The sequence below is a fragment of the Kitasatospora sp. NPDC001603 genome, from assembly GCF_040298365.1.
Classification (GTDB): domain Bacteria; phylum Actinomycetota; class Actinomycetes; order Streptomycetales; family Streptomycetaceae; genus Kitasatospora.
In genome coordinates this window covers 1-18,754 of sequence record NZ_JBEPAA010000021.1, presented here as the reverse complement: position 1 = coordinate 18,754, position 18,754 = coordinate 1, and the positions used below count along the sequence as shown (strand labels likewise).

The 18,754-nt window shown below is 74.7% G+C and carries 21 protein-coding genes and 1 pseudogene; 13 read left to right on the top strand and 9 right to left on the bottom strand.

The window, feature by feature from the left end:
* Positions 1-11: 11 nt before the first annotated feature.
* From ABT263_RS15820 to ABT263_RS15800, 5 genes are all read left to right on the top strand, one after another.
* The gene (locus ABT263_RS15820; RefSeq protein ID WP_352291019.1) at positions 12-845 is read left to right on the top strand and encodes a helix-turn-helix transcriptional regulator; all 834 of its coding nucleotides are present in this window, start codon (positions 12-14) and stop codon (positions 843-845) included.
* A 146-nt stretch (positions 846-991) separates the two neighbouring features.
* On the top strand, positions 992-1,258 hold the full coding sequence (locus ABT263_RS15815) for a UBP-type zinc finger domain-containing protein (RefSeq protein WP_352291018.1): 267 nt from the start codon (positions 992-994) through the stop codon (positions 1,256-1,258).
* Between the two features lie 222 nt (positions 1,259-1,480).
* The gene (locus tag ABT263_RS15810; protein ID WP_352291017.1) at positions 1,481-1,747 is read left to right on the top strand and encodes a hypothetical protein; all 267 of its coding nucleotides are present in this window, start codon (positions 1,481-1,483) and stop codon (positions 1,745-1,747) included.
* A 221-nt stretch (positions 1,748-1,968) separates the two neighbouring features.
* The gene (locus ABT263_RS15805) at positions 1,969-3,207 is read left to right on the top strand and encodes a serine hydrolase domain-containing protein (RefSeq protein WP_352291016.1); all 1,239 of its coding nucleotides are present in this window, start codon (positions 1,969-1,971) and stop codon (positions 3,205-3,207) included.
* Between the two features lie 83 nt (positions 3,208-3,290).
* A complete protein-coding gene (locus tag ABT263_RS15800; protein WP_352291015.1) occupies positions 3,291-4,274 on the top strand; it encodes a sigma-70 family RNA polymerase sigma factor in 984 nt (327 codons plus the stop codon).
* On the opposite strand, the pseudogene ABT263_RS15795 reads toward ABT263_RS15800, so the two are convergent.
* A pseudogene (locus ABT263_RS15795) lies at positions 4,185-4,592 on the bottom strand (STAS domain-containing protein); the annotation flags it as partial. The gene ABT263_RS15800 and the pseudogene ABT263_RS15795 sit on opposite strands and share 90 nt — an antisense overlap.
* A 157-nt stretch (positions 4,593-4,749) precedes the next feature.
* Between ABT263_RS15795 and ABT263_RS15790 the strand changes: the two are divergent.
* Together ABT263_RS15790 and ABT263_RS15785 are read left to right on the top strand one after the other, a co-directional pair.
* A complete protein-coding gene (locus ABT263_RS15790) occupies positions 4,750-5,187 on the top strand; it encodes an SRPBCC family protein (RefSeq protein ID WP_352291014.1) in 438 nt (145 codons plus the stop codon).
* Positions 5,188-5,274: 87 nt separating this feature from the next.
* Entirely contained in the window at positions 5,275-5,751 is a 477-nt protein-coding gene (locus ABT263_RS15785; RefSeq protein WP_352291013.1) for an NUDIX domain-containing protein, read from the top strand.
* Positions 5,752-5,793: 42 nt separating this feature from the next.
* Here ABT263_RS15785 and ABT263_RS15780 read toward each other — a convergent pair whose 3' ends face one another.
* From ABT263_RS15780 to ABT263_RS15770, 3 genes are all read right to left on the bottom strand, one after another.
* Positions 5,794-6,543 carry a Clp protease N-terminal domain-containing protein gene (locus tag ABT263_RS15780; RefSeq protein ID WP_329488464.1) on the bottom strand — a complete coding sequence of 250 codons (750 nt, stop codon included), beginning with the start codon at positions 6,541-6,543 and terminating at the stop codon, positions 5,794-5,796.
* Positions 6,544-6,622: 79 nt separating this feature from the next.
* Complete coding sequence (locus ABT263_RS15775; RefSeq protein WP_352291012.1) at positions 6,623-7,330, bottom strand: class I SAM-dependent DNA methyltransferase; 708 nt, start codon at positions 7,328-7,330, stop codon at positions 6,623-6,625.
* Positions 7,331-7,470: 140 nt separating this feature from the next.
* The gene (locus tag ABT263_RS15770; RefSeq protein WP_352291011.1) at positions 7,471-7,917 is read right to left on the bottom strand and encodes a GNAT family N-acetyltransferase; all 447 of its coding nucleotides are present in this window, start codon (positions 7,915-7,917) and stop codon (positions 7,471-7,473) included.
* A 47-nt stretch (positions 7,918-7,964) separates the two neighbouring features.
* Between ABT263_RS15770 and ABT263_RS15765 the strand changes: the two genes are divergently transcribed.
* On the top strand, positions 7,965-8,537 hold the full coding sequence (locus tag ABT263_RS15765; RefSeq protein ID WP_329488461.1) for a GNAT family N-acetyltransferase: 573 nt from the start codon (positions 7,965-7,967) through the stop codon (positions 8,535-8,537).
* Between the two features lie 25 nt (positions 8,538-8,562).
* Here the strand turns inward: ABT263_RS15765 and ABT263_RS15760 are convergent, their stop codons facing one another.
* From ABT263_RS15760 to ABT263_RS15750, 3 genes are all read right to left on the bottom strand, one after another.
* The gene (locus tag ABT263_RS15760) at positions 8,563-9,318 is read right to left on the bottom strand and encodes a tyrosine-protein phosphatase (RefSeq protein ID WP_352291010.1); all 756 of its coding nucleotides are present in this window, start codon (positions 9,316-9,318) and stop codon (positions 8,563-8,565) included.
* Positions 9,319-9,505: 187 nt separating this feature from the next.
* Positions 9,506-10,237: a VC0807 family protein gene (locus ABT263_RS15755; protein ID WP_352291009.1), complete on the bottom strand. Its 732-nt coding sequence runs from the start codon at positions 10,235-10,237 to the stop codon at positions 9,506-9,508.
* A gap of 80 nt (positions 10,238-10,317) precedes the next feature.
* Positions 10,318-10,917: a hypothetical protein gene (locus ABT263_RS15750; RefSeq protein ID WP_352291008.1), complete on the bottom strand. Its 600-nt coding sequence runs from the start codon at positions 10,915-10,917 to the stop codon at positions 10,318-10,320.
* 454 nt (positions 10,918-11,371) lie between these two features.
* On the opposite strand from ABT263_RS15750, the gene ABT263_RS15745 reads away from it, so the two are divergent.
* The 5 genes from ABT263_RS15745 (at position 11,372) to ABT263_RS15725 (ending at position 17,569) form a co-directional block, all read left to right on the top strand.
* Positions 11,372-12,172 carry an RNA polymerase sigma factor gene (locus ABT263_RS15745; protein ID WP_352291074.1) on the top strand — a complete coding sequence of 267 codons (801 nt, stop codon included), beginning with the start codon at positions 11,372-11,374 and terminating at the stop codon, positions 12,170-12,172.
* Positions 12,169-13,266 (top strand): hypothetical protein, encoded by a 1,098-nt coding sequence (locus tag ABT263_RS15740; protein ID WP_352291007.1) that lies wholly within the window; start codon positions 12,169-12,171, stop codon positions 13,264-13,266. The genes ABT263_RS15745 and ABT263_RS15740 overlap by 4 nt, the downstream gene beginning before the upstream one ends.
* Positions 13,267-13,783: 517 nt before the next feature.
* Positions 13,784-15,355: a protein kinase domain-containing protein gene (locus ABT263_RS15735; protein WP_352291006.1), complete on the top strand. Its 1,572-nt coding sequence runs from the start codon at positions 13,784-13,786 to the stop codon at positions 15,353-15,355.
* 137 nt (positions 15,356-15,492) lie between these two features.
* Positions 15,493-16,869, top strand: a complete 1,377-nt coding sequence (locus tag ABT263_RS15730; RefSeq protein ID WP_352291005.1) for an FAD-dependent oxidoreductase — start codon at positions 15,493-15,495, stop codon at positions 16,867-16,869.
* Between the two features lie 67 nt (positions 16,870-16,936).
* Positions 16,937-17,569 carry a DUF6879 family protein gene (locus tag ABT263_RS15725; RefSeq protein ID WP_352291004.1) on the top strand — a complete coding sequence of 211 codons (633 nt, stop codon included), beginning with the start codon at positions 16,937-16,939 and terminating at the stop codon, positions 17,567-17,569.
* Between the two features lie 122 nt (positions 17,570-17,691).
* Here the strand turns inward: ABT263_RS15725 and ABT263_RS15720 are convergent, their stop codons facing one another.
* Complete coding sequence (locus ABT263_RS15720) at positions 17,692-17,889, bottom strand: DUF397 domain-containing protein (RefSeq protein WP_352291003.1); 198 nt, start codon at positions 17,887-17,889, stop codon at positions 17,692-17,694.
* A 128-nt stretch (positions 17,890-18,017) separates the two neighbouring features.
* On the bottom strand, positions 18,018-18,554 hold the full coding sequence (locus ABT263_RS15715) for a DUF6879 family protein (protein ID WP_352291002.1): 537 nt from the start codon (positions 18,552-18,554) through the stop codon (positions 18,018-18,020).
* Positions 18,555-18,754: the final 200 nt, after the last annotated feature.

Sequence of the window (18,754 nt, the reverse complement as noted above, 5' to 3'; positions counted from 1 at the left end):
ACGCTGCGGGCATGGAGAACACCGTCGGGGACTTCCTCCGCTCGCGCCGGGCCCGGATCCAGCCCGAGGAGGTGGGCCTGCCCTCGCACGGCCGCCGCCGGGTGCAGGGCCTGCGCCGCGAGGAGGTCGCGCAGCTCGCCGGGGTCAGCGTCGACTACTACGTCCGGCTGGAGCAGGGCCGGGGCGGCAGCGCCTCCGACGCGGTACTGGCCGCAGTGGCCCGGGTGTTGCGGCTGGACGAGGTGGAGGCCGCGCACCTGCGCGCTCTGGCCCGCCCGGCCACGACGGCCGGCGGCGGGCGGGTGGTCCGCGAGGGCACCCGGCTGCTGCTGGACCTGATGGCCGGGGTGCCGGCCTTCGTCCTCGGCCGCCGGATGGACGTGCTCGCCTGGAACGCCCTCGGTGACGCGGTGCAGGGCTACTCGGCCACCCCGCCGGACCGGCGCAACGCCGCCCGGTACGCCTTCCTCGATCCGGCGGCGCGGGAGTTCTACCCGCAGTGGGACGCGGTGGCGGCCGAGACGGTCGCCTATCTGCGGCTGGACGCCGGCCGGCACCCCGAGGACGCCAAGCTGGCCGCACTGGTGGGCGAACTCTCCGTGCGCAGCGAGGAGTTCCGTCGGCTCTGGGCGGACCACCTGGTGAAGCAGAAGACCCACGGCGTCAAACTGATCCACCATCCGCTGGTCGGCGAACTCGACTTCGGCTACGAGACCTTGAGCGTGAACGGCTCGCCCGACCAGCTGCTGGTCGCCTACACCGCCCCGCCGGGCTCGCCGACCGCGCAGAAGCTCGCGATGCTGGCGAGCTGGACGGCCCCGGGGGCGCAGGTCCCCGCGGAGTGAGCCCGCCGTGTGACGCGGGCCAGCGTCACACGGCGTGGCCGCCGCACGGCCGGGCGGCAGACGGCCGGGCGGGAGACGGCCGGGTGCGGCCCGGCTCGGGCGTGTCTTGGGCGCCCGCCCGGGGCTGCCGTCACTACTCTGCGTGCATGAGCTCCTGCGAAGACCTCGCCGCGGCACCCCAGGACATCGCGCCCCTGCCGCCGCCCGACGGCTGCGCCGACTGCCTGGCCGCGGGCCACCGGGACTGGGTGCACCTGCGGCTCTGCCTGGACTGCGGGCACATCGGCTGCTGCGACTTCTCCCCGGGGAAGCACGCCACCGCGCACTTCCACAACAGCTCCCATCCGGTGATCCGCTCGTACGAGCCGGGGGAGGACTGGCGCTGGTGCTTCGTCCACGAGGTCATGGGCTGAGCCCCACCGCTCCGCCCCGTCCGTACCGGCACCGTCCCGCCCGTACCGGCGCCGCCCCGCCGCTCAACCGTCCCGCCGCTCAACCGCCCCGCCGGCACCGGCTCGCGCGGACGTCGCCGGCCGCCCGGAGGTGTAATCCTCCCCAATCCCGGACATAACGCCCGTGCGGCCCTCCCGGTCGACGCCCCTCGTGGGCCGGTGACCGCCGAAGGGAGGTCGATGATGACCAAGCGAACGCCGAGCGGCACCGACAAGCTCCGCCGGGGCACCCACGAGCTGCTGGAGCGCCGGGGCATGGCGATGACCCCGAAGCCGCTCCCCCCGAGGCTAGGCACCCGTACCCCGTCCGCCGCCGGGTCCGGCTCCGACGGGGCCTTCCGGCACGGCGGCCGGGACGTCGGGACGACGGCCATGCACTCCGCCCCCGCGATGCACGCCGAACTCAAGGGCCACCGCCACCGCGGGGCGGAGAAGCACTCCGCGCACTGAGCGGGACGCCTTTCGTCAGGGGGCGGGCGCCGAATGCGGCGCCCGCCCCCTGACGTGTGCCCGGGAGCGTCCCCGAACCGTCTCGGGGTCGCCTCAGGGGCAGCTGGGGGCCCGTCCCGGATGGCCGGTGCGCCGCGCTCCCGAAGACTCGTTCCCGGGTGGACCGCCACCCGCTGGGAGAGCGTCACCCGCCGGACGAGCCGCACTTGGAGCGCAAGCCGATGAAGACCCCCGTACGCGACCGCCGTTGGAACACCCTCGCCGTCTCCGGCGCGCTGCTGGTGGCCGCCGTCGCGGGCATCGCGACGCCCGCCCTGGCGGCCGACCGTCCGACGGACAGCGCGAGTTCGGCCGCCGCCGTCCGTCTGGCCGGGCCGCCGGACGGCGCGGCACTGGCGCGGACGCTCGCCGACCTGCCGACCGGGGGCGTCACCGGCGCGCTGGTCCGGGTCGGCGGCCGGGGCGGCCAGTGGTCCGGCACGGCGGGGGCCGGGGTGTCGGCGGACGCCCGCTTCCGGATCGGCAGCATCTCCAAGGTCTTCACCGCCACCGTGGTGCTCCAGCTCGCCGCCGAGCGGCGGATCGACCTGGACGGCACCGTCCAGCACTACCTGCCGGGGCTGCTGCCGGCCTCCTACCCGCCGGTCACCGTGGGCCAGTTGCTCGACCACACCAGCGGGCTGCCGGGCGGCGGCGGTCTGACCTCTGGGGACGGCACGGAGAGCTGGTTCGCCGCGCACAGGGCCGACTCCTGGACGCCCGCCCAGGTGGTCGCGGACGCCGTCGCGCAGCCGATGGGCTTCGCGCCGGGCACCGCGCAGCAGTACAACGGCATCAACACCTTCATCGCCGGGATGCTGGTCGAGAAGGTCACCGGCCGGACCTTCGCCCGCGAGGTGCAGACCAGGATCGCCCGGCCGCTGGGCCTGCGCGACACCGTCGTCCCGGACCGCGACGACCTCGCGCTGCCCGCCCCGCACGCTCCCGCGTGGGTGGACGTCACCGGCCCGGACGGCGTCCGGCAGCGGGTGGACGTGACCGAGCAGAGCCCCTGGCCGTGGGCGGAGGGCGGCATGGTCTCCTCGGCCGCCGACCTGGACCGCTTCATGACGGCGCTGCTGCGCGGCCGGCTGCTGCCGCCCACCCAGCAGGCCGAGCTGTTCGACGTGCCGGACGTGCCCAACCACCGGAACAAGAACTGCGAGATCGGTCCGACCGCCGGTCACGCCTGCTTCAGCAAGGGCCTGATGAGCGCCACCCTGCCCAACGGCGTCCAGGTCTGGGGCAAGACCGGCTCCCGGCCCGGGTACACCAGCGGGGTGTTCGCCACCAAGGACCTCGGCCGCAAGGTGGTCTACTCGATCAACCCCACCGGTCTGTCCGGTGCGGAGTTCCCGAAGGTCTGGCAGATCGTGACCACCTCCTTCGACTCGGCCCAGGAGTACCCGAAGGCGGGGTGACCGGAAGGGGGCGGCCCGGGTTGTCGGTCCCCTGCGGTACGTTCACCGTGATCTCTGGCGAGGCGAGGACACGGGGGCGCGCGATGGCCGACCTGATGACGGACGAGCCGGTCGAGCCGGTCGAGCTCCAGCTGGAGCGGTACCGGAGGGAGCTGACCGGCTACTGCTACCGCATGCTCGGCTCGGTCTTCGAGGCCGAGGACGCGGTGCAGGAGACGATGGTCCGCGCCTGGCGCGGCCACCGGGGCTTCGAGGGCCGGTCCGCGCTGCGCTCCTGGCTGTACCGGATCGCCACCAATGTCTGCCTGGACGCGCTGAACGGCCGCAACGGCCGGGCCCGTCCGATGGACCTCACCGGGCCGTCCACCGTGGCCACCGCCACCGAGGCGCAACTGCCCGAGGTGACGTGGATCGGGCCGGCGCCGGACGGCCGGATCCTGCCCGAGACGGGGGACCCGGCCGAGGTGGCCGCCCAGCGCGACTCCGTGCGGCTGGCGTTCGTGTCGGTGCTGCAGCGGCTCGCGCCCCGGCAGCGGGCGGTGCTGATCCTGCGGGAGGTGCTGGGCTGGAAGGCGGCCGAGGTCGCCGAGCTGCTCGGGGTCACCGTCGCCTCGGTCAACAGCGCGCTCCAGCGGGCCCGGGCGGTGCTCGCGGCGGACGCCTCGGCCGCCCGTCCGGCGCCCGCCCTGGACGACGACCACCGCGCGCTGCTGGCCCGCTACGTCAGCGCCTTCGAGGCGTACGACATGGACGGGCTGGCCGCGCTGCTGCACGAGGACGTCACGCTCAACATGCCGCCGTACGAGCTGTGGCTGACCGGGCACGCCGACATCCGCGAGTGGATGCTGGGCCCCGGCCACGGGTGCCGGGGTTCGCGGCTCGTTCCGGTGGAGGCCAACGGCAGTCCGGCGTTCGGCCAGTACCGGCCGACCCCGGCGGGCGGGCACGAGCCGTGGGCGCTGATCGTGCTGGAGGTGTCAGCGGGCCGGATCACCGGTCTCACCAACTTCCTGGACACCGACACGCTCTTCCCGCTCTTCGGTCTCCCGCCCCGGCTGGAGGGGTAGCACCCCGGCGACCGGCAGGGCGCCGGCCAGGCCGCTGAACGCGAGCAGCTCCCGCAGGGGGCCGCTCGCGTTCAGCAGTACCACCCGCACACCGTGGCGCCCGGCGGCGAGCCGGAGCCGGGCGAGGGCGTCGACCACCGCCAGGTCGGGGGTGGTGACGGCGCCGACGTCGCAGGTCAGCGTCGGGCGGGTGGGGGGTTCGCGGTGGGTGTGGTGAGGGCTGTTCGGGCGAGTGTCCATGCAGGGCAGACCGTGCGGGCGGTCCCGGCTCATCGGCCTGCGGCGAGGTTCCTGGAGCAGGCGGCGGCGGAGTCTCTCGGAGAAGTTCGGAAAGTCTCCGGTGGAGCGATGAGTTCCGCGGCCGGCCCCGGTCTACCCCTGTGAAAGCGACGCACCGCGGAAAACCCGCACCGCGGAAGCCCCGCACCGCGGAAGCCCCGCACCGCACCACGACCACGACCACGGAGGACACACCATGAGCGAGAACCTCGGCGAGCTGACCATCACCCGCGAGCTGCCCGCCACCCCGGCGGTCGTCTTCCGGGCGTACACCGAGCCGGAGCGGTTCGTCCGCTTCTGGGGCCCGGTCGGCACCCACGTCCCGCTGGACACCGTGACCATCGAGCCGAAGGTCGGCGGACGCTACGACAGCACCATGGTCATCGACGCGACCGGGGACCGCTACCCGCTGCGGGGCGAGATCACCGACATCCGGCCCGGAGAGCTGCTGGCCTTCCAGGAGGAGGGCGTCGGGCTGCGCTCCAGCCTCACCCTCAAGGACCTCGGTGACGGCCGGACCGAGGCCGTCCTGCACCAGACCGACGCGCCGGACTTCTACTGCGGTCCGGAGGCGCGGGCCGGCCTCAACTCCAGCTTCGACCGCCTGGTCGAGTACCTCCTGGACGGGTCCTGACCGGCCGGGCGCGGGGAGCGGCAGTGGTGGCAGAGTGGGGCGCAGTGATCCCCGCGCCGTAGGAGGCCCTCTGTGTCGGCTGAGCCCTTGAAGTCCCGCGAAGAGTGGCTGGCGTCGCTGCCGCGGATCTACGCGGCAGCCGGCTGCGTGCTGCGGGACGAGTCCGGCCGGATCCTGATCGTGAAGGCCGGGTACCGGGAGCACTGGCAGTTCCCGGGCGGCACGATCGACCGCGGCGAGGGTCCGGTCGCGTGCGCCGAGCGGGAGCTGACCGAGGAGACCGGGCTGGTCCGCCCGGCCGGCGAGCTGCTCGTCATCTCCTGGACCCACCCCTCGGACGAACTCGACCACCCGGCCGAGCACTTCCTGTTCGACTTCGGCACCGTCCCGGACGGCACCCCCGTGACCGTCCCGGCCGGCGAACTGGACGACCACCGCTGGGCGACCGATCAGGAGGCGCTCGAACTCCTCGGTCCGGCCCGTTCGTTGCGCCTTCGGGCGGCGATGGAGGCGGCCGCCGACGGGCGGGTGCGGATCATCTCCACGCACATCTCCGGCTTCTGAGCGGTCGGGGGCCCCGGCGGGCCGGAGCCCCCGACGGGCGGGTCACTCCGGCGAGCCGGTGGTCGCCGCGATGAGGGCCGTGACGGCCTCCGAGGTGAAGTTCTCGACCTCGGCCTTGTCCACGCCGAGGTCGGCCAGCGGTCCGGTGCCGTCGGCCTGCTCCAGCAGCGCCAGCAGGATGTGCTCCGTGCCGACGTAGTTGTGGCCCAGCTTGAGCGCCTCCCGGAAGGTCAGCTCCAGCACCTTCTTGCCCTCGGTGTCGTAGGGGATGAGCCCGGGCACCTCCTCGACGGCGGCCGGCAGGGCGGCGGTGGACGCCTCCCGGACGGCTGCCGGGGTGACGCCCTGGGCGGCCAGCGCCTTGACCGCCAGGCCCTCCGGCTCGACCAGCAGGCCGAGCAGCAGGTGCACGGTGCCGATCTCGGCGTTGCCCGCCGTCCGGGCCTCCTCCTGGGAGGCCATCACGACGTGCCGGGCCCGGGGGGTGAAGCGGCTGAAGCCCTGGCTCGGGTCGAGGTCCGAGGGCGCGCCCGGGTCCTTGGGGACGAACCGCTTCTGGGCGGCCTGCTTGCTGACGCCCATGCTGCGGCCGATGTCGGTCCAGGACGCGCCGGAGCGGCGGGCCTGGTCGACGAAGTGGCCGATGAGGTGGTCGGCCAGCTCACCGAGGGCGTCGGCGGCGATGACCGCGTCGGAGAGCTGGTCCAGCGCGTCGGAGTGGACCTTCTTGATCGCGTCGATCAGGTCGTCGAGGCGCATCGGTGTGGTCTTGGGAACAACGGGATTCTCCATGCGTCAACCGTAGGTTGTCGACCCGGAGGTCGTCAACCATCGGTTGACGATTGAGCGAGTTGGCCCCGACCGGCCCCGCTCAGCCGGTCTTCTCCCAGACGTACGCGGCCGAGACCGGGTGGCTGCGGTACTTCTCCCACTTGGGCTTCAGGGCGATCCACGCGTCGTCGACCACCGCCTCGGCCATCTCGGCCAGCCGCCAGCCGGCCGCCAGTCCGGCGCTCAGGTGGTCGGAGACCAGGTGGACGTGGGTGGTGATGGCGACGTCGGCACCGGCGGCGCTCGTGAAGTGGGTCGGCATGCCGGCCGCCATGATGAAGTACGGGTGCAGACCGACCAGGACGCAGCGCCCGCCCGGGCGGGCCAGCCGGAAGGCCTCCCGGTAGAGCGGGCCGAGGTCGGCCAGGTGCTCGTCGATCAGCGAGGAGATCACCAGGTCGTAGCCGCCGCCGGGCAGTCCGGTGGCGGCGACGTCGGCCTCGGTCAGGGTGTCGTGGACGGCCTTGCCCTTGGCGACCGCCAGCATCTCGGGGGTGAGGTCCACGCCGTCCAGGACCAGGCCGTCGGCGGCCTTCCCGCGCAGCCAGGCGCCGGTGCGGCCGGTGCCGCAGCCGAGGTCGGCCGCGCGGGTCACCTCCGCCCAGTCGGGGGTCGCGAGCCGCTCCAGCACCGCGAGGTCCATGGCGTCCTCGACCGTTCTCTCGTACGTCTCCACCCACTGGGCGTAGCCCGTACGGACGTCCACGGTCGGGTAGTTGCGGGTGTCGAAGTCTGAGAAGTGCACCATGGCGCGAGTATGTCCGGCGGTCGCGAACGAGCGCGAACGATTTACCGCACCCGGCCCGCGCGTCCGGGGCAAGTCCGCGGCGACCGCGCCCGCCCCGAGCGACCGCGCCCGCCCCGAGCGACCGCGCCCGCCCCGCGCGTTCAGAGGGACAGCTTGAACCCGTCGTGGCTGCGCGCGAAGCCGAGCGAGGCGTAGAAGCGGTGCGCCTCGGTGCGGCGCTTGTGGCTGGTGAGCTGGACCAGCGTGCAGCCGCGCCCGCGCGCCCGCTCGACGGCCCGGGTCAGCAGGTCCCGCCCGAGGCCGCCGCCCCGGCGGTCCGCGCGCACCCGGACGGCCTCGATCAGGGCGCGCTCCTCGCCGCGGCGCCCGAGACCGGGGATGTAGGTGAGCTGGAGGCAGCCGAGCACCGTCCCGTCGCCCTCGTCGAGCACCAGCAACTCGTTGCGGGCGTCCGTGTCCACCGCGGCGAACGCGCGGGCGTAGGCTTCGTCGACCTGCACGGTGGCGGGGTCGGTCACCCCGTCCTCGTCGGTGAGCAGCGCGATGACGGCGGGCAGGTCCTGGCGGGTCGCGGTTCGGAGGATCACGCCCGGAGTCTGCCAGACCGGGCGGCGGCGACGACCCTGGGAGGGGCATGCGCATAGTCACGCTTCCGGAGACCGCCGTGCCGGACGAACTCAAGCTCCAGGTGGCCGGGTTGCAGGAGCAGGCCTGGCCAGGGCCGCCGGCGCCGTCCACCGCTCCGGTGCACGACCCGGCGCTGCGCCCGGTGTCGATGCTGCTGCTGGACGGCGGCCGGGTGGTCGCCGCGCTGGACGTGCTCTCCAAGCGGCTGGAGCACGCCGGGCGGACGTACGCGGCGTGCGGGCTGAGCGCCGTGGTCACCGACCGGGTGGAGCGCGGCCGCGGGTACGGGCGCCGGCTGGTCGCGGCCGCCCGCGCCCTCGTCGAGGAGGGCGGCGCGGACCTCGGGCTCTTCACCTGCGACCGGGTGCTCCGGCACTTCTACGAAGGGGCCGGCTGGGAGTTGCTGCCGGGCGCGGTGCTGGTCGGCGGGACGCCCGAACTGCCTTTCCCCAGCGACCGGGAGGGCTTCGACAAGGTGACCATGGCGGGCTTCTTCACGGAGCGCGCCCGCCGGCACCGGGCGGACTTCCCGGGCAGCCGGATCGCCCTCCACCCGGGTGAGATCGACCGGCTCTGGTAGCGGAGCGGACGTAGCGGGCGGAGCGTCAGCTCGTGCGGTCGGGGCGGGAGTCGAGCAGGCGGGAGCGGACGGCGGCGAGGTCCGCCGGGTCGACGCCGGCGGCGAGCAGGTAGCGGGCCGGGTCGAAGCCGTCCAGGGTGGCGTGGAGGGCGGCCTCGGCGGTGGTGCCGGCCTCGGCGAGCACCGTGTCGATCCGGCGGTACTGGTCCGGCAGGCCGAGCATGCCGTACAGCGGGCGGACGTTGGCCGCGCTGAGCAGGTAGTCGGCGACGATCTCGGACGGCTCGACGCCCGCGAGGGCGAGCAGCAGCAGGGCGGCGAGGCCGGTGCGGTCACGACCGGCGCCGCAGTGCACGACCAGCCCGCCGGGCCGGGCGCCCGCCACGGTGGCGACCAGTTCGGCGGCGGCGCGCGGGCAGTGGTCGAGGTAGGGGCGGAGGGCGAGCGGGGTGCCGTCCAGTCGGCCGTACCGCTCCCACCAGGCGGGGCCGGCGAGTTCGTCCAGTGGGACGCGGACCAGCTGGACGTCCTCGGGGAGCGGGAGGAGCGGGCGGTACTCCTCGATGTTGCGCAGGTCGACGACGGTGCGTATGCCGTGGTCGAGCAGGGTGTCCCAGCCCTCGGCGGTGAGGCGGTCGAGGTTGTCGGCCCGGACGATCGCGCGGTGGGCGGTGCGGGTGCCGTCGCCGGTGCGCAGGCCGCCGAGGTCGCGGACGTTGAGGCAGCCGTCCCAGTCGAGCGTGCGGTCCTCGGTGGTGGTCAGCGCGTGCGTCCGGCTCATCAGGATCCCCGTTTCCTCGCCGGGGGTCCGTTACCCCCTCGTTATATGGACTCCGGAGCCGCCCCGATGGTTCCTCTGCTGTGCGGCGGGCCGTCGGGGGCGGGCGGGGTGGAGCGGGTCGGGCGGGTGGTGCGGGTGCGGTGAATCAGGTGGGTCAACGTGCCTGCGGTGAGCGGCGGTTGGTGGTTCAGAGGCCGGTCGGCTCGGCGGCCTCGGTGCGGACCAGCTTCTCCATCGGGTCGGCGGCACGGTGGCCGAGCACCGAGCCGGCCGCGATCGCGCCGATCAGGAAAGCGGTGGACAGCCAGGCCATGGTCGAGACCGGCAGGGTGAAGGCGCCGACCACCCGGGCCACGCACTCGGTCAGCAGGGCGGTGCCCCAGATGCCGGAGAAGAGCCGCTCGTAGCGGCGGAAGGAGCGCGAGCGGGCCGCCCGGCCGTCGGCCAGCCGCTGCCAGGCGGCGGAGCGGGCCCGGTCGCCCTTGGTCAGGAAGGGCATCAGCATCGGCGACATCATCGGCCGGCCGAGGAAGACGGAGACCAGGATCGCCAGCGCGAGGGAGCCGCTGAGCGCGCCGTCCTTGGCGAGCATCAGCCGCGCGTCGCCGGTCACGGTGGTGAGCGCCAGACCGATCACGTTCACGCCGAGCATCATCGAGGCCCACAGGTTGACCTTCCGCTCGCGGACCAGTCCGACGACCGTCCGGACGGCCGGGACGGCGCCGCTCCAGGCGAGGGCGGCGAACTGGCTCATCCCGAACGCGGAGTGCAGCAGGTAGTAGCCGGCCAGCGGGGTCACGACGTCCAGCGCGAGCGGGCGGAGCGTGGCGACCAGCGGGTTCGGAGCCTTGGCGGCGGCGGTCCCGGCGGTCCCGGCGGTCCCGGCGGTGGTGGCGGTGGTGGTGGCGGTCTGGCTCATGGTGGGCTCTCCCCTGGCTGGTGCTCGGCCTGCGGGCCGGTGCCCGCGTCGTGCCTCCAGTCTCCCGAGCCGACCCTGCGTCAGAGCAGTGTCGTCCGTTGCGGGATCCGCATGACAGTTGTCACGACGCGCACCATGACAGCGCCGTTGACCTGCGCGTTCAGCCGGTGGTCGGGTCGATGCGCCAGAGCGGTCGGCCGAGCCTGTCCACGCAGCGCACCGCGCGGAAGCGCTCGTCCCCGACGGATGAGGAACCCGCGGGCGACGCCCTGGAGGACGGTCCGCGCCACCGCGGCCGCCCCGGTCCGCGCGACCGCGTCCGCCCCGGTCCACGCGCCGGTCAGGACGAGCTCCTTGTCGACCAGCTCGGCGCGCCGGATCCGCGCCACCGAGACGGCCGGCAGGACGGCGTTGACCTGCTTCGGCCCGGCGGTGTCCAGATAGGTCTCGCCGGTGCCGTCGCGGTCCCGCTCGGCCCGGCGCCGCAGCTCGGGCAGGCCGTAGTGGTCGACGGCGGCGATCGAGTCGTCCAGCGCGACCCGCCGGCGCGGTCCCGGCCGCACCTCCCACCAGAGGTCCTCGCCGACCGGCAGCACCTCGCCGATCCGGGCCCGCCAGATCTCGATGCCGTAGGCGGCGCGCGGGTCGGGTCGGGGCGCGGCGCGTTCCGGGCGGGGCACGGCGCGCGGCGCGGGGGTGTGGGCGCAGGCGGGCCCGCCCCGGCCGGCACGGATCCGGCCGGGGCGTGACAGGGGCAGGCGGTCGCGGCGGGGTCGGTCCGGGACCGCCGTGCCCACCTCCCACGCTCGCGGGCGGGCCCCGGTCGGTCCGCGGGCGAAGGGCAGCGACCGGCGGGCCTTCGGGCCCCGGCGCCCTGCGCCCTTGGTCGGTACGGCCCTACCGGGCTCCGACCGGCTCCGCCCGGTCCGGCTCCGTTCCAACCGACCTGGCGGGATCCCGACCGCGCCTGCGCCGCGCCGGCCGGCCTCGGTCGGCGCGGTTCCGGGCGCCCCGCTCCGGGCGCGCCGGGGGCCCGGGGGCGCGGGCGGCCGCCCCGCGAGCGGGGGCCATGGAAGCGCGTGGCCGCGTCCAGGAGCCCCCGGAGGGTCGGGCGCGCGGCGTACATGGCGCATGATGTGGCGGGTGCAGAGTGCAGAGCGCCCCGGAGCGGGCACCGACAACCCCGTCGGCCGGTCCGGTCCGGCGGCACGGACGTCCGGCCCACCACCGCCTCCGTCCGGGGGTGCGGCCCCGGCACCGGTCGACCTGTCGGAGGCCGTCCGGGCGGCCCAGGCCGGTGACGAGGAGGCGTTCCGCCTGCTGTTCCGGAGCGTCCAGCCGGGACTGCTCCGCTACCTCCGGGTGCTGGTCGGCGGCCGGCCCGAGGACGTCCAGGACGCCGAGGACATCGCCTCCGAGGCCTGGCTGCAGATCGCCCGGGACCTGGGCGGGTTCTCCGGCGACGGCGACGGCTTCCGGGGCTGGGCCGCCACCATCGCCCGCAACCGCGCGCTGGACCACCTGCGCGCCCGCCGTCGTCGCCCGGTCGCCGACCTGCCCTTCGAGTACCTGGCCGAGCTGGCCGCCGGGGACGACACGGCGGGGTCGGCGCTGGCCGCCGTCGGCACGGCGGACGCGCTGGCCCTGATCTCCCGGCTGCCGCGCGACCAGGCCGAGGCCGTCCTGCTGCGGGTGGTGATGGAGCTGGACGCGGAGAGCGCCGCCCGGGTGCTCGGCAAGAAGTCCGGCAGCGTCCGGATGGCGGCGCACCGGGGGCTGCGCCGACTCGGCAAGCTGCTGGAGCAGCCGTTCGCACCGGGGTCGGGGATCCCGGCGCAGCAGGCCGTGCCGAGGGACGTCGGACCGGCCGGAAAAGAAATTCCTCCGCAGGGTGTGACAGAACGCCGGGCCGCGACGCTGAAGGACATGAGATGAGCACCAACCGATCCCGCCGGATCGACCAGGACACGGCCGAGCACCTGCTCGGCGGTGCCGTGGGCGGACCGTCGGCCGGGCGGGACGCCTCCCTCACCGGAGCGGACGCCGGCCCCGGGCGCACCGAGCCCCACCTGCCCGAGGACGGGCCGGCCGGGCAGGTGGCCCGCGTGCTGGCCGCTGCCGCCGCCCCGGCGACGGCGGGCGAACTCGCCGGGGAGGAGGCGGCCCTGGCCGCGTTCCGGGAGGCCCGTCTCGCGCCCGCCCCCGCCGTACCCGCCGTACCCGCACCCGTCCGGAGACGATCGATGGCAACCGCCGCGCTGGCCAGGGCCTTCAGCACGAAGGCCGTCGCCGTCGTGCTCGGCGCCACCGCGCTCGGCGGGGTGGCGGTCGCGGCCGGCACCGGCAATCTGCCGTCCCCGCTCGGTGGGTCCGGTGAGCTCCGGCGCGGGCTGCCGGCCCCCCTCACCGCCACCTCCGCCCCGGGGGCCGCCCAGGGCGCGCCGGACGCCGACCCGTCCGCGCGCCGGACCGCCGGCGCTCCCACCGGTGCGCCGTCCGGCGCGGCCTCCGCGGGCGGTGCGTCGTCCGTCCCCGGTCCGTCCACCGGGGCGGCGACGCCGTCCCCGGGCGCGCCGTCCTCGCCCCCGGCGTCCGCGGACGCCAGGGGCCCGCAGACCAGGGCCGCGCTGGTGGCCCTCTGCCAGGGCTACACCGACCGCGCCGGCAAGGGCGAGCGCCCGCGCTTGCTGGTCGCGGACCCCCAGTTCGGCACGCTGGTCGCGGCGGCCGGCGGTCCGGACAAGGTGGCGGAGTACTGCGGGGACGTCCTGCGGCACAAGGACGACGACGGGCAGGGCGCCACGTCGCCGACCCGCCCGGCGACCGGCAGCGGCAACGGCGGCAACGGCGATGGCGGCGCCAAGAAGGACGACGGGAAGAAGGACGACGGCAAGAAGGACGACGACGGGAAGAGCGGCTCCGGCGGCAAGGGCGCGGTCCCGCTGCCGACCGCCCTGCCGACGCTCCCGGGCGTCGTGCCGAAGCCCGACCGCTCCGGCCCGCTCGCCGACCCCTCCTCCCGGAGGTAAACCCCAGAACTCCGGATGGGCGGCGGGCGAACACCCCCCGGGCCCGCCGCTCATCCGGATCGCACCACCCGCTCCACCGCAGGACCGCTCCACCCTCACCACCCGAAGACTCCGGGTGGCCGGTCGGCCCCCCGTGCCCGCCGTCCACCCGGCCGGCCCCGGCCGGACCGGACGGCGCACCCCGGACGCGCCGCCGGCCCGGTCAGGGCCGAAACCGCGTCGGCCCGCCCGACCCGCATCGGGCAGGCCGCACCGGCCCACCAGGCCCCGCCGGGCCCCGTCGCGACCGCGACCGGCACCCGGTACGGCCCACGAGCCGGCGGCCGGGGAACCGCTGCCCGGTTCCCCGGCCGCCACCCTTCCCGGACGGCCCGCCTTCTCCCGGCGGTCCGTCCGGTCTGGTCGGTCTGTCCGGTGCCTCCGGTGCGGCGGCGACCCCGGGCGCCCACGGGCACCGGGCCGGCCTGGGGGCGGCGGACCACGGGGGGCGGTCGGCGTCGGCGGCTATCGTGCACTCGTGCACGAGGCGGTCCGTGGCCGCGGGCAGGGCACGCGAGGGGAGCGGTTCCAGGTGATCGGACGGGCGCTGAACGGGCGTTACGAACTCGTCGAGATACTCGGCGTCGGCGGGATGGCCACCGTCTGGCGGGGCGTGGACCACGTGCTGGGCCGCCAGGTGGCCGTCAAGGTCCTCAACGGAGGCCTCGCCGACGACCCGCGCTTCGCCGAGCGGTTCAGCCGCGAGGCGCAGCACGCGGCGATGCTGGTGCACCCGCGGATCGTCATGGTCTTCGACTCCGGCGTGGACCAGGGCTCGCCGTACATCGTCATGGAGCTGGTGCACGGCCTCTCGCTGGCCACCCTGCTCGCCCAGCAGCCCGGGCTCCCGGTGGAACGCGCGGTCGGCATCGCGGCGGCGGTGTGCGAGGCGCTGGAGGTCGCGCACGGCGCAGGCCTCGTGCACCGGGACATCAAGCCCGGCAACATCATGATCACCAACGACGGCGGGGTGAAGGTCGTCGACTTCGGCATCGCCCGGGCCGGGTCGTCCAGCAACCTCACCCAGGCGGCGATGGTGCTCGGCACGGCCGCCTACCTGTCGCCCGAGCAGGCCACCGCCGCCGAGCTGGACGGGCGCACCGACCTGTACGCGGTCGGCTGCGTGCTGACCGAGATGCTCACCGGCGCACCGCCGTTCACCGCCGAGACGCCGGTGGCGATCGCGTTCAAGCACGTCACCGAGCAGCCGCTGGCGCCGTCCGCGCGGCGGGCCGGGGTGCCGGCGGCGCTGGACGCGGCGGTGCTGCGGCTGCTCGCCAAGGACCCGGCCGACCGGCCCGGCACCGGCGCGGCCGCGCGCGCCGAGCTGCTGGCGACGATTCCGGGGCTGGCCTTCTCGGACCCGACCAGCGAGCTGCTCGCCACCGGTGCGGCCGGTCAGGCCACCCAGCTGCTGCCGCCGGTCCCGTTCCGGCCCGCGCCCGCCGCGACCTCGGTGATGGCGCCGGTGCCGACGATGCCCCCCGTGCCGGACGACGAGGGGCCCGTCCGGGAGAGCCGCCGCAAGCCGCTGCTGTTCGGCGCGCTGGGCCTGGTGGGGGTCGCGGGCGCCGCGATGCTCGCGATCACCGCCTTCGACGACCCGGCCACGCCCACCGCCGCGCCGCCGCCCAAGCCGACCCGGTCGGTCTCGGCCGCCGCGACGCCCACGCCGACCACGGCCGCGCCCACCGCCCCGACGGCGCTCCCGACCCCGTCGGCCACGCCCACCGCCGCCCCCACCCCGCCGCGCGGTCAGGCCCCGGCCGTCCAGCTCAACGCCCTTCGCGGGGCGGTGGCGCAGACCCAGATGACCAAGGAGCGCGACCGCCAGCTCGATCTGCTGCACACCCTCGACGGCGCCGCCGCCCGCCTCAACCAGGGCAAGGAGGAGGACGCCGCACAGGAGCTGAAGAACGCCCAGCGGACCGTCCGGGAGCTCGCCAAGAAGCACGCGATCGACGCCCAGACGGCCCAGAACTGGAACACCCGCCTCAGCACGCTGATCACCGCCCTCAACGGCTCCGACGAGCACGACCAGGACGACTGACCCGGCGGCCGGGGCCGTGCCCGGTCCGTCGCTCCGGACCCCCTCCCCTTCCGTGACGGGGCCACCGGCTCCCGGCTCCCGGTCCAAGATCGCCCAGCGGTAGGCTCGTTTCGCAACACGACGCGAAGGGGAGCTCAGTGGCGCGGGTTGCAGTGATCGGTGGAGGCATCAGCGGGCTGGGGACGGCGCTGATGCTGGGTCGGCGGGGTCACACGGTCACCTTGTACGAACAGGACGCGCGGGAGGCCGGCGCGGACCTGGAGCAGGACTTCTTCGGGTGGGGCAGGCCGCGGGTCCCGCAGGCCGTCCAGCCGCACTCGCTGCTCGCACCGGTGCGCACCGTGCTGCGGGCCGAGGCGCCCGACGTCTACGAGGACCTGTTGGCGCGCGGGGCCCGGGAGTTCCACGATTTCGACTGGTTCGACGAGCACCCGCCGCACCGGGACGGTGACGAGGACCTGGTGACCCTGCGCACCCGCCGGATCGTGCTGGAGGCCGCCCTGACCGCGGCCGTGCGGCGGGAGGCCGCCGTGGAGGTGCGGCGGGGGCGCCGTGTGAGCGGCCTCGCTGTCGGGGAGGGGCGGCCCGTCCGGGTCACCGGCGTGCGGGTCGGCGCGGAGACCTTCGGGGCGGACCTCGTCGTCGACGCGGCCGGCCGGCGCTCGCCGGTGCCCGACTGGCTGGTGGAGGCGGGCTGCCGGCCGCCGGTGGTCGAGAGCCACCGCACCGGGATCGCCTACCTGTGCCGCTGGTACCGCCTGCGGGCGGACGGCCCGCGCGACCCGGGGCGGGGGGTGAAGACCGGCTCGGCCGCGTCGTTCGCGCTGGCCGGGGTCTTCCCCTCCGACAACGACGCCTTCGCGGTGAACCTGCTGCTCTCCACGGCGGATCCGACCCGGGGCGCGCTCACCGACCCCGAGGTGTTCGAGGCCGTGGCGCGCCGCTTCCCCGCCTGCGCCGCCTGGCTCGACCTGGACGCCGAGCCGCAGTCGGCCGTGCTGGCGATGGCCGGCCTGGACAACCGCTGGACGGCGCTCGCCGACGCGGAGGGACCGGTCGTCACGGGTCTGGTCAACGCGGGGGACAGCCTCATCCACACCAACCCCACCTCGGGCCACGGGGTGTCCCTGGGCCTGCGTGCCGCCCAGTACCTCGCCGGACACGTCGACGAGGTCGTCGCGGACCCCACCGGCTACCACGCGTGGACGGTGGAGGCCCTCCGCCCGTGGTTCGACGCGCAGGTGGCGTCCGACCGCGCCAACGAGCAGCGGCTCGCCGAGAGCGCGCCGCCCCCGGAGCGGCGGGCGGCGGCCGTGGCCACCTGCGCCTTCGAGGACCCGGTCGTCATGCGGGCCCGCGCCAAGGTGCGGCACCTGGTGGCGCGACCGGACGAGGCCTACGCCACCGAGGAGGTGGACCGCCACGTCACCGCCTGGCTGGCCGCCCACCCCGACTTCGAGCCGGAACACGACGGCCCGACCCGCGACCAGTGGGACGCGCTCATAGCGGGCTGAACGCGGGGCCGGGCGCCCCCTACGGCTGCCGGTCGTCCAGGGGTACGCCGAGACGGACCCCGAGGACGTGACGCAACTCAAGTACGTGAGGGACGATGAGGGCTTCGTCGTCGTCCCCCGCGAGCCGCTCGTGAGGTTCGCACCGAAGGAGGCCACGTCAGTGCCGGAGTTCGTGCCTCAACAGAAGATCACCGAGTTCATCAACGACGGATTCGAGCACACCGCGTGGCGACTGGAGACGCGGACCGGCTACCTCTCCGACAAGCAGATGCCCTCCTACGACGAGTTCCTTCGTACCGGTGACACGGCGGGTGAGGTCGGGCACCCCTGGTTCGAGAACGTGCGCCGCATGGTGGGCAAGGGCAAGAGGTTCGAGCGGGTCCGTCTGGTGGATGATCCGCCGACCGAGGGGCAGCGGTACCTGTTGGCGTGCGCCCGGACCAACGTGGCGGCCGGCGAAGACATCCGGTACATGTGGCGCTCGGACGCGGCGGCGGCGGGATTGGCAGGGCTGTCGGATTTCTGGCTCTTCGACTCCCGCACGGTTGCGCGCTTCCACTTCGAAGGAGAGCGCACCGTGGGGATGGAGCTGGTCACCGACCCGCTGGAGGTCCTGCGAGCCTGCCAGGCTCGCGATGCCGCCTGGCACCACGCAACGCGCTACGCGCGGTTCCGGGCTCAGGTGCCTTCCGGCATGTGAGCACCGACTATCAGCAGGCACGGCTCGCTCTCGGTGTCCGGGCGTGAACTCCGCACCGGGAGTGGCCGGTCGGGACGCGCCTTGGCCGCACGACCGGGCTGGACCGAGGGCCGCCGATGGGGTCAGGTCGTGGGCGGTGAGGTGGTCGAACTCGCCGGCCTTGACGCCCTGGAGGAACTTGGCGAACTTGAGGGGGTGCGGACGATGATGTTGCCGTCGTCGGACTCGCGGAGTTCGACCAGTCCGTCGACTGCGCGGGCTTCGACACAGTCGGCATTAGCGCCGGAATAGCTGAACGCTTGCCAAGCGAAGCTATCCATGTTTGCTCTCATTCACAACGGGTCGGAGAAGTCCCTTGGGCCTTCCTCCGAAAGGAGGGCCACGGATGCCATACGGGCAAAGATCTCCCGGTAGCTTGCCGGCTTTCGAGCCGGTTGAAATCCGGTGCTCACTCGCCGTACGGTACCCCGGCGCTGAACTCGCGGTGTGGAGTGGCGAAACGCCAGGCGGAATCCCGCGCCTGGCAGGCGCGGGCGACCTGAACAGGGTCATTGATCAGTTCGACGCCGATGAGGTCGTCATCGGCGTCGAACCGCAGCAGCGCGATCGCACGGGAGTCGAACAGCCACGTGTCCTCGTTCGGAAGGCTCAGGCGGTCGGCGTCGGCGCGCCAGAGGTAGCGGATGTCCTCGCCGACGGCGCCGTTCCGTTCGGCGTTGTCGAGGAGGTACCGCTGCCCGAAGGTCGGCGGGTTGTCCATGATCCTCACGAGCTCGAAACGCTTGCCCAGGGCCACCTGTTCGCGGCGCGAACGGCACCAGGGGTCCTCCAGGTCCCAGCCGGGCGCCTGTCCGGCGGCGAAACGCCGGTAGGTCTCGGTCTGCTCGTCCGAGCGGTACCGGCGGCGGGTCTCCAGCCGGAAGGTGGTGTGTTGAAAGCTCTCAAACATGCCGTCGAACTCTTCGAAGCCGATCAGCACTCCCACAACACGCTCCCCTCGTCGTCGGACCGACGGGATCAGAATGCCTTCGAAGTGCGCCTCGGTGAGGACTGATTCGCGAAGTTGGGCATAAGTGTGGATCGGCGGGGGGCCGCGCGGGGGGGGGGGGGGGCCCCCGGGGGGGGGGGGGGGGGGGGGGTGGGGTGTTGTGAGACGACGCCCCAGAAGCCCGCGGGGTAAATGTG